The sequence below is a fragment of the Chitinolyticbacter albus genome (assembly GCF_024437655.1).
GTDB classification, from domain to species: domain Bacteria; phylum Pseudomonadota; class Gammaproteobacteria; order Burkholderiales; family Chitinibacteraceae; genus Chitinolyticbacter; species Chitinolyticbacter albus.
This window is the reverse complement of record NZ_JANBVF010000007.1, coordinates 80,543-88,830: the sequence shown is the minus strand read 5'-3', so window position 1 is coordinate 88,830 and position 8,288 is coordinate 80,543. Positions and strand designations below refer to the sequence as shown.

The window sequence follows — 8,288 nt, the reverse complement described above, 5'->3', positions numbered from 1 at the left end:
TTTATTTGTTAAGCGCGTAGTTAATCGTCCGGGACTGGACAGCTAGCGCCCACCACCATGATTCTTTCTGCAGCCGCTTTTTCTGATGCTTGGGTGGAGCCAGTTGCGCGATCACAGCCAACCAAGCCTATTGTGCTTAAGGTGCTGGCGAGCAATAAAGCAATTGCGCCAATACCACGTTTGGATTGGAAGGGTATCGCCATTGGAGAAATTCCACTAAATTAGAAAAGAAAAGTAGGATTTGTAAGATTGCAGATTTACTGCATAGAATCTGATCGTACTCCGCCCCCCTCCTGGCGCCGAATAGAACCTATGTACTATGGCGCGCCACACCCCTCATCTCGACAATGATTTGCTCCAAGGAATATTCCTTGTCGACGTCCAGAGGGGTTTGCAAAATGACTGAAGTTTCCGCCGCAGTTGCCGACGATTTGGCGCCGGTCGACCTGCGTTCACAAAACCGCCGCGATGAGCTGCAAGCACAGCACGATAAGAGCGACGGCTACTTCAACTTGATTGCCTACATCGCATCGAATGCGATCGCCGGCGAAGTCATGGCGGTCGAGAACTACTCGGAGATGGTGCCGCTGATGCCCACCACCGACGACAAGATCGAGACCGTGAAACAGGCGCACGAAGAGTCCAAGCACATTCAGATGCTGGCGAGCCTGGGCAAGCGCCACGACTACAAGGTCATGCGCGAGATCGTCGAGCCGCAATGGTTCAACATCCGCCGCCATTTCAGCACCGCCGTGCACAACAAGGATCTGCCTGCCTGTCTCATCATGCAGGACCTGATGACCGAGACCATGGCCATCGTTCTGTACCGGACGTTGAAGCGTCAGGGCGACCCGGATACCTCCGCCCTCGCCAGCAAGATTCTGGAAGACGAGCTTGAGCATCTGGAAATCGGCCTGACCCGAATTCGGGGCTTGCTCGACGCGGATCCGGAAGGCGTTCACGAAAGCCTGAAATGGGCCCACCACCGCGTGATGCCCGAACTCTTCAGCATGGTCAGCACCAGCTGCCACTTCCTATGCGATCGCCTCAGCATCGATTGCGGCTCCTTGTCGCTGGGCGACCTGAAGACCGACATCGATGAGATCCGTATCGAAGCGCTCGATACCTACGTGGAAACGCTGGACAAGGCGAACTTCGATCCGGTGGTGACCGCTGCGCTGATCGAATCCATGCAGTCGTATGGCGGCACGCCGTCGATGAACTCGGCGCTGGCTACGGCCTAAGCGCCACTTCAACGAGGCGTTCTCAGCTGTGGAAACCCTTCAATCCGGTTTAGCGTCTCCAGCCGTCCGCGCGTTTTTTGAGTTCTTGCTGATGGATGGGGCCCTGCTCATCGGGCTGTTCCTGCTGATCACCTGGGGGGTCGTGCTGCTACAGCAGCGGCTACCTTTCCAGGCGACCCAGAACAAGCTCCAAGGCGCAACCAGCTGGCGTTCGGCCTTTGCTGCCAGCGTGGGCGGCGTCATCACGCCGTTCTGCTCGTGTTCCACCATTCCTGTATTGACGGGCATGTTGCGCGCAGGTGTGGGTTTCGTTCCCAGCTTCGCATTCCTCGTGTCCTCACCGGTGGTCAACGAAGGCGTGTTCATCTTGCTCTTCGCCACGAAGGGGCCTGTTGCGGGCATCACCTTCATCGTGGTTGGCCTGGCGCTCACTTCGGCAGTAGGGGTGCTCGCTGGCAGGCTCGGTTTGCAACGCTACCTGGTATCGACGCCGGCGCCGGAAAGCAGCGCGACGTTTGTGGGGACGGGTGGACCGAGATGGCCGGGCTTCAGCGCGGCCAGTCGCTTTGCTTGGATCGCCGCTGTACGTGAATTGAAGGACATCGCTCCGTACCTGCTCGTGGGCCTGCTGATAGGCGGGGTTATCTATGGCGCGGTGCCCAAGGACACGTTGTTGAATCTCGTCGACAGCGTTCACCCAGCATTGCTCTATCTGGTGTGTGCACTGGTTGGTGTTCCGCTCTACATCTCGCCGGTCGCCGCCCTGCCCATTGGTTTTGCGTTGATCGAAAAAGGCTTCCCTGTAGGGGCACTGGTGACGTTCCTGGTCGCGGCGATCGGAACCAGTCCCCCGGAAATCATGCTGCTGTTCCGGCTGTTCAGATTGCCCCTGGTCATTGCCCACACCCTGAGCGTCATCGCCTGCGCGTTGATCTTGGGGGTCGTTGTGGCGATCGTGCTCTAACTCATTCTCATAGGAGGTGCTCCCATGTTTGGTCTCTTCAAGAAAGGCTCGGAAGAGGATTCCGCCCTGGTCAAGCGGGCGCTTAGCCCCGAGACCGTCGCCGTTGTATCGGCCAGCTGCTGCGTACGTGGTACCGCAGACATTGATGCAGAAACCGAAGCTGCTGCTCACGCGGCCCTCGAGTCAGCGCATCTCGATTGGCCTGTGGTGACCGTGACGGTGACCCAAGCACAGTCATCGCTCGGCAAGATCTCGGGCGAACTCGACAGCGGCGGCTCCAAGGTGGCGCAGCAGGTGAGCGAGCTGTTCATGTCCCATGGCCTGAGTGCCTTTCCGGTGCTGATCGTGAACCAGCGCCTGGTGTCGTACGGCGGAGCCCCGGACAAGGAGCTGGTCGGCAAGGCATTGCCGGCGGCATCCAATACGTCGCAGGCACTCCATTGAACGCCCTGCGTGAAACCGCGCGGCAGGGGAAACGCGTCCTCCTCACCGGCGGCACTGGCTACCTCGGAGCGCTGCTTGCGGCCCAGGTGCTCAGCGATGACTGGGCCGATGCCTTGGTCGTCCCGAGTCGGCGTGCTCAAACCGCCGATGCGATGCCTGAGGAAATCCACCGTGAACTGATCGCGCTGGGTGCGGATCCGGATCGCCTGGCAGACCGCATCGAAGTGGTCACCTGGAAGGGCGCGGAGCAGGTATCACACGAAGACATGGTGAGCATGCTGGCCGGCGTGGATACCGTAATCCACTGCGCGGGATGCCTCGACTACTTCGATAGCGTTGCCCTGCAAGCACTCAACGTGGAGTTCACGCAGCGCTTGGTGGATGCGTCCAAGGCCGCTGGCGTGGGGCGCTTCATCTTCATTTCCACGGCTTATGCCGGGGGCTATTCAGGTGCTCCGATCCCCGAGCGCGTGCTGGACACCCCGGCCAGCGACCCGACCGACTACACGTTGACCAAGCGGAATGCTGAACACGTGGTGGCCAACTCGGGAATCCCGTTCCTCGTCGTTCGGCCTTCGATCGTGATTGGCAGTGCCAAGGATGGCCGCTACAGCGGAAAGCGCTATGGGCTCTACCAACAATGGATGGGGATCGAGCGCTTGCTCTCGGATCGCTATCACGACGAGCTGCACACCGTTGCAACTGATCAGCCGCTCAACCTGCTGCACCAGGACGTATTTCAAGCCGCGATGGCGAGCATCCTGCGCTGGGTGCCGGATGGCGAGCACGTCAACCTGGTGGTGAGCAGTCGCAGCGCGCCGTCCATGAAACAGCTGTGGCAGATGATTTGCGAGGTTACCCGGCCGCACAGCGTGGTGTTCTACGACCACATGCGGCAGGTCGACCTCAAAGCGATTCATATGCGGCAGCGGGCCTATCTCACGTTTGCGCAGACCAATCTGGAGATCGGGGCCTACCCCTGGCAATTCGAACGCGGTTGGCTTGAGCAACTCGCGCAGCGCGGGTTGGCATTCACCGAGACCACCGCGGACACGATCCAGATCTGCCAGGACCGCTTTGTCCGCTCCTCGGCTCTGCTGCAGCGGTACCTGGAGCGTTTTGGAAGCGAGCTACCGGCACGCGTCGACTATCGGCAGCACCACGACCACACCCCGTCCTTGTCACTTTCCATGGCCTGATCATGAACTCACCTGAAAATCGCAGTGGCGCGCGCCTGTCTCCGTGGGAGCACGAGCTGAACCAGTTGGCGTCTGAGTTGCGGATGCGCCTGGAAGCAGCCGCGCAGCGCGGCGATAAAAACGTGCTCTGGCTTGGAGGTGGCTATTCGGAGCTTCTGGCCGAAAGCAAATCGGGATTGGCAGACTCAGACGTCGTCATTGCGGATGTTGAAACGCGGCAATTACGGCGAGCCAAAAGCCTGGCCGGTGAAAGATCGCAGACCGTTCGCTTGCTGGAGCTCAGCAACCTACGCCGCGATGTGCGAGCGATCGAGTCCGCGATGTCGGGTACCGGTGTTCGGGACATCGAAGGCTATCTGGTGCTTGAGGAAAAGCTGAAGAATTTGTTCGCCACAGCGCCGGCTGTAGCGGACGGTTGGGCGCACAGTGTCGTGCTCGATTTCGTGCTCAATCGCATCGACCCCACCACGATACCAAGCATGCTGAACGAGGCATTCCGCGTGCAGACTCGCGAAGGTGTGGTGTACTGCATAGCACTGGTCGCCGATGAACCGGTTGCCTCGGCGTATGCAGTCAGGGCTGCCCCACCGGGGCCTTCGCTGCACCTTCCTACGGAAGGCGCGCTGCTCAAGTCATTTGAAGATGCTGGTTTCCACGGCGTGACCGTTCATTGGTCTACTGAGGTAGACCCGATCGCGGTGGACCGAATCAGTGACGCTGATATCCGGATATGCCTCATCGAGGCCTATCGCGGAAAACAAGGCGCTTGTTTCGAACTCGGCCAAGCGGTGATGTACAAAGGGCCATGGCGGGAAGTTCGGGACGATGATGGCCACGTGTATCGCCGAGGCCAGCGCGTCGCGGTTTGCGCGAAGACCTTTGATCTGATGATGCGTGCCCCCTATCAGGGCCAATTCATCGGTCTGCGTAGTGTGAATGAACCAGTCTTGGCCCAGGCTGAGCTGTTCGATTGCAATACGCCAGCGCTACGCGATCCCAAGGTCACCAAGGGATTGACGCCCTTTGCTGGCGCGGCAGCATCCGCATGCTGCGAGCCTGGTGGAGGCTGCTGCTAGGGCGCGAAACCTTTCTATAAGCGTGTATCAACATGCACGCATCTTCTTATACAATCCTGTCCAGAGGGGAAATGATGTTTCGCCCTCTTTGCAGTGGGAGTATGAGGATATGGAAAAAACGCATCTGGACTGGCAGTACCTACGGGCTCTCGGCGAGACGGCGCGTTTCAAGCAGCTCGACGTCGACTGCTTGGCTGTAGGAACCGCGACGGTTGAACGTGCAGCGGTCCAGATCGAAGAGATTTTGTACCTGGACGGCGAGATACACGAAGAGCCCAAGACACTCCAAAGTCATTGCGCTTCGCTGCTCGCGGTATGGAACGCTGTTCGTGCCCCTTCCCTGGTGGATCTGGGGCAGTGTTCCTGTGTGGGCAGGCGTCTATTGATGCTGGAGCCCCGCTTTGGCCGCCGCTTTGCCATTCACGCCATCGAACTTGGCGAGCACCATCTGATCTTTGCCGTTATGAGCTCCGTGAATCGCTGGGAAAATGTGGAGCTGGTCAAGTCCATGAGCCGGGAGCTTGCCACCGCAGCGGCCAACGTCCATGCAGCTATGGGCTGCACACAAAGTGCAGCCACCAAGCAGGCGCCTGCGTTCGAGTGGTTTCTCTACACCGCTCGCGAAATCGAAATCCTCAAGCTTCTCGCAAGCGGTCTTAGCAACAAGCAGATCGCGCGTGAGCTGGGGTCAAGCCCAAATACCGTACGCAATCAAATCCATGCTTTATTCAGAAAAGCCGATGTCACCAATCGGACCGAACTTGCATTGAGAGTGGCCACCGCAGCGTAATCGCTTAGTCGCTCGCGTATTTGGTTGCATCGGCCTCTAATACGCTATTGCATATATCCTCGCTGGCGCAGTGCTTCTGATTGATTACACAATTTGATATTGCAAATTGGACTTGTGTTTTTACCGAGCTGCCTTTCAAATATGGCTTGATTTCCTATGCCATAGAAAAGGAGCGCTTTGTGAAGCTGTCCAACCTGTCACTGCCCGAGATGTATCAACTGTGGAAAGATCTGAGTGCTGAAATCGAAAAGCGCAAGGTCAGCGACAAAAAGAACCTGATCGCAGAACTGCAAAATCTCGCTGCAGCCTAGGGCTTTTCGCTGCAAGACGTGCTCGGTGGTGCCGTAAGCATCAAGGCTGCCAAGCGTGCTGGCCTGGCGCAGTTCCGCAATCTTGCCGATAGCAATCAGACGTGGACCGGCCGCGGCCGCAAGCCGCAGTGCAAGATGGGCTGCAGGCAGACAAGCCACTGGATGGGCTGCGCATTTAGCGTTGTCCAGTACATGAAGAAGCAGCCCCGCACCGCGGGGCTTTTTTACTAGCCACGCCGTCAGGGCCGGGGTACCGTTTGCCCCAACGTAAGCCTGCTGCAGGCCCCCCTCTGTTCGGCGGCCGTTCTGGGAAGTTGCCCCGAACCTTGTGGTCCGCGAGGCCACGCGTTCAATCGTATGCAGACAACTGTAGTTCCCATGCTCAAGAACTGATGAGCGATCGACTGGCCGGCACGTATGAACACAAATGATGAGTACTCGGTAACGGTTGTCGACTCCCTGGACGATGTGCCGGAGATGGATTGGCAAGCGTTGGCGGGCGAAAACCCATTCGTGAGCTACGGCTTCCTGCGCTTGCTGCAGAGCTCTGGATGCGTAGTACCGGAAACAGGATGGCATCCCCGCTTCGTGTTGGCGCATCGGGGGAATGAGTTGGTCGCTGCTGCACCTTGCTACTTGAAGACCCACTCTCGCGGAGAGTTTGTTTTCGATCAGCCATGGGCTAGGGCGTTTGCCGAGTATGGTGTGCGGTACTACCCGAAGTTGGTGGTGTCGGCCCCATTTACGCCGGTCCAAGGCCCCAGATTGCTGGCTCGTGATGCAGAAGCGCGATCGATACTCGCTCAGGCGATACGGCAGCTGTGTGATGCGTCCGATCTATCTTCCGTGCATGCACTCTTTATCGATAGCCGCGACAGGCACGCGCTGATCGAGGCCGGTTTTAATGTGAGGGAGGGGGTTCAGTTCCATTGGCGCAATGAGGGCTATCGATCCATGGACGATTTCCTCGCCGCGCTGACCCGCGACAAACGCAAGAAACTCCGCCAAGACAGTAAGTACGTAGCAGATGCGGGGATCCGTTTTCAATGGCTGGAAGGCGCAGAACTGCTAGGACAGCATCTCGAATTCTTCTATGCCTGCTACTCGAACACATACGCTGAACATGGATCGGCACCATACCTGACGCTGGATTTCTTCAAGCGTGCCCATAAAGAGCAGGTGCTAGACATCGTCTTGATGCTGGCGTCGCGTGATGACCAGCCTGTTGCCTGCGCATTGAGCGTGCGAGGGGGCGACGTGTTATATGGGCGCTACTGGGGGGCGATGGAGTTCATCAAAGGCCTACACTTTGAGGCATGTTATACCCAGTCCGTCGCCTATTGCATTCAGAACAACATCGCTCTTTTTGAAGGCGGAGCGCAGGGCGAGCACAAAATGGCGCGAGGGTTCATGCCGGTAAAGACCTTCTCCGCTCACTATATTGCAGATACTCGATTTGCCGCTGCGATTGATGGTTTTCTTCGCCGAGAAACCCAAGCAATCGATGGATATATCGGAGAGCTTGAGCAGGGAAGCCCCTTCAGAGGGAACTAGGTGCGCCTCTTGCGTTTCTGCTTGTTGATCGGCTTGTTGCACAACCCGGCAGAAGGTTGAATTAGCCCCAACCCCGGACGGATTTATCCTACGCGCACCGTTGCAATTCCCTTTCCCGCGGCATCGGAGATGGTAGCCTGATGCCCGGGCTTGCCGCTGGCCGGCGCATCCCATGGCATCGCCGAATCAAGCCAGATCAGCCGCGCGCCGTGAGTGCGGCATCATACTCACGCCAGTTGATGGTCTTGTACTGGGCTGGGGCGGGCTCGGTCACGGTCGGAGTTTACCGGTCGGGTTCAGGCGCGGGGAGTTGTGCAACAAAGCCAGCTCAAAGCCGTAGCTGTTGAGTGATGCGTAGAACTTGGCCTCGTGGACCTACACATAGCAGACCGTACTCGCCGCGCGAATGGTGTTTCAGATAAAGCTGCAGGGCAGCGGCCAGCGTGTCGCCACGCCACAGCGCCAGGTGGCAAGGCCGCCAGCCGGGCGCAGCATATTCTTTCAATGTAAGAAAGAAATTCGTGCCGCAGCGCCGGGTGATGGCCGGCCAGTTTGTTCCACTGGTCGGCGGGAACTCCGGAGAACGAAGGGTGGACTCGAAGCAGGGCAGACAGCCTGTCGGCCAGGGCAGACGAAGCGGGGTGACAGACGTGGCGCGCCGCCTTACAGTAGCATCCCTGTTGCAACGCACAAACATACATCGAAA

The 8,288-nt window shown here is 58.4% G+C and carries 10 protein-coding genes; 9 read left to right on the top strand and 1 reads right to left on the bottom strand.

Features of this window, described 5'->3' with window-relative positions; genetic code table 11:
• Positions 1-398: 398 nt before the first annotated feature.
• From NLI84_RS06375 to NLI84_RS06340, 9 genes are all read left to right on the top strand, one after another.
• Entirely contained in the window at positions 399-1,244 is an 846-nt protein-coding gene (locus tag NLI84_RS06375; protein ID WP_255988995.1) for a ferritin-like domain-containing protein, read from the top strand.
• 28 nt (positions 1,245-1,272) lie between these two features.
• The gene (locus tag NLI84_RS06370; protein WP_255988993.1) at positions 1,273-2,208 is read left to right on the top strand and encodes a permease; all 936 of its coding nucleotides are present in this window, start codon (positions 1,273-1,275) and stop codon (positions 2,206-2,208) included.
• A gap of 24 nt (positions 2,209-2,232) precedes the next feature.
• Entirely contained in the window at positions 2,233-2,652 is a 420-nt protein-coding gene (locus NLI84_RS06365; RefSeq protein ID WP_255988992.1) for a hypothetical protein, read from the top strand.
• Positions 2,649-3,851 carry an NAD-dependent epimerase/dehydratase family protein gene (locus NLI84_RS06360; protein ID WP_255988991.1) on the top strand — a complete coding sequence of 401 codons (1,203 nt, stop codon included), beginning with the start codon at positions 2,649-2,651 and terminating at the stop codon, positions 3,849-3,851. Before NLI84_RS06365 ends, NLI84_RS06360 begins: the two co-directional genes overlap by 4 nt.
• 2 nt (positions 3,852-3,853) lie before the next feature.
• The gene (locus NLI84_RS06355; RefSeq protein WP_255988990.1) at positions 3,854-4,927 is read left to right on the top strand and encodes a DUF8838 domain-containing protein; all 1,074 of its coding nucleotides are present in this window, start codon (positions 3,854-3,856) and stop codon (positions 4,925-4,927) included.
• A gap of 109 nt (positions 4,928-5,036) precedes the next feature.
• Complete coding sequence (locus tag NLI84_RS06350) at positions 5,037-5,717, top strand: response regulator transcription factor (protein ID WP_255988988.1); 681 nt, start codon at positions 5,037-5,039, stop codon at positions 5,715-5,717.
• Positions 5,718-5,896: 179 nt separating this feature from the next.
• Positions 5,897-6,028: a hypothetical protein gene (locus NLI84_RS06345; RefSeq protein WP_255988987.1), complete on the top strand. Its 132-nt coding sequence runs from the start codon at positions 5,897-5,899 to the stop codon at positions 6,026-6,028.
• Positions 6,029-6,046: 18 nt separating this feature from the next.
• Positions 6,047-6,259 carry an H-NS family nucleoid-associated regulatory protein gene (locus NLI84_RS19235; RefSeq protein WP_373316907.1) on the top strand — a complete coding sequence of 71 codons (213 nt, stop codon included), beginning with the start codon at positions 6,047-6,049 and terminating at the stop codon, positions 6,257-6,259.
• A 186-nt stretch (positions 6,260-6,445) separates the two neighbouring features.
• Positions 6,446-7,582, top strand: a complete 1,137-nt coding sequence (locus NLI84_RS06340) for a GNAT family N-acetyltransferase (RefSeq protein ID WP_255988985.1) — start codon at positions 6,446-6,448, stop codon at positions 7,580-7,582.
• A gap of 328 nt (positions 7,583-7,910) precedes the next feature.
• Here NLI84_RS06340 and NLI84_RS19230 read toward each other — a convergent pair whose 3' ends face one another.
• Positions 7,911-8,279, bottom strand: coding sequence for a peptidogalycan biosysnthesis protein (locus NLI84_RS19230; RefSeq protein ID WP_373316909.1), 369 nt, complete (start codon positions 8,277-8,279; stop codon positions 7,911-7,913).
• Positions 8,280-8,288: the final 9 nt, after the last annotated feature.

Bases quoted from the DNA above. Each gene is read 5' to 3' on its own strand.
- NLI84_RS06365 (WP_255988992.1), top strand. From the start codon at position 2,233: ATGTTTGGTCTCTTCAAGAAAGGCTCGGAAGAGGATTCCGCCCTGGTC.
- NLI84_RS19230 (WP_373316909.1), bottom strand. From the start codon at position 8,279: ATGTTTGTGCGTTGCAACAGGGATGCTACTGTAAGGCGGCGCGCCACG.
- NLI84_RS06375 (WP_255988995.1), top strand. From the start codon at position 399: ATGACTGAAGTTTCCGCCGCAGTTGCCGACGATTTGGCGCCGGTCGAC.
- NLI84_RS06350 (WP_255988988.1), top strand. From the start codon at position 5,037: ATGGAAAAAACGCATCTGGACTGGCAGTACCTACGGGCTCTCGGCGAG.
- NLI84_RS06340 (WP_255988985.1), top strand. From the start codon at position 6,446: ATGAACACAAATGATGAGTACTCGGTAACGGTTGTCGACTCCCTGGAC.
- NLI84_RS06355 (WP_255988990.1), top strand. From the start codon at position 3,854: ATGAACTCACCTGAAAATCGCAGTGGCGCGCGCCTGTCTCCGTGGGAG.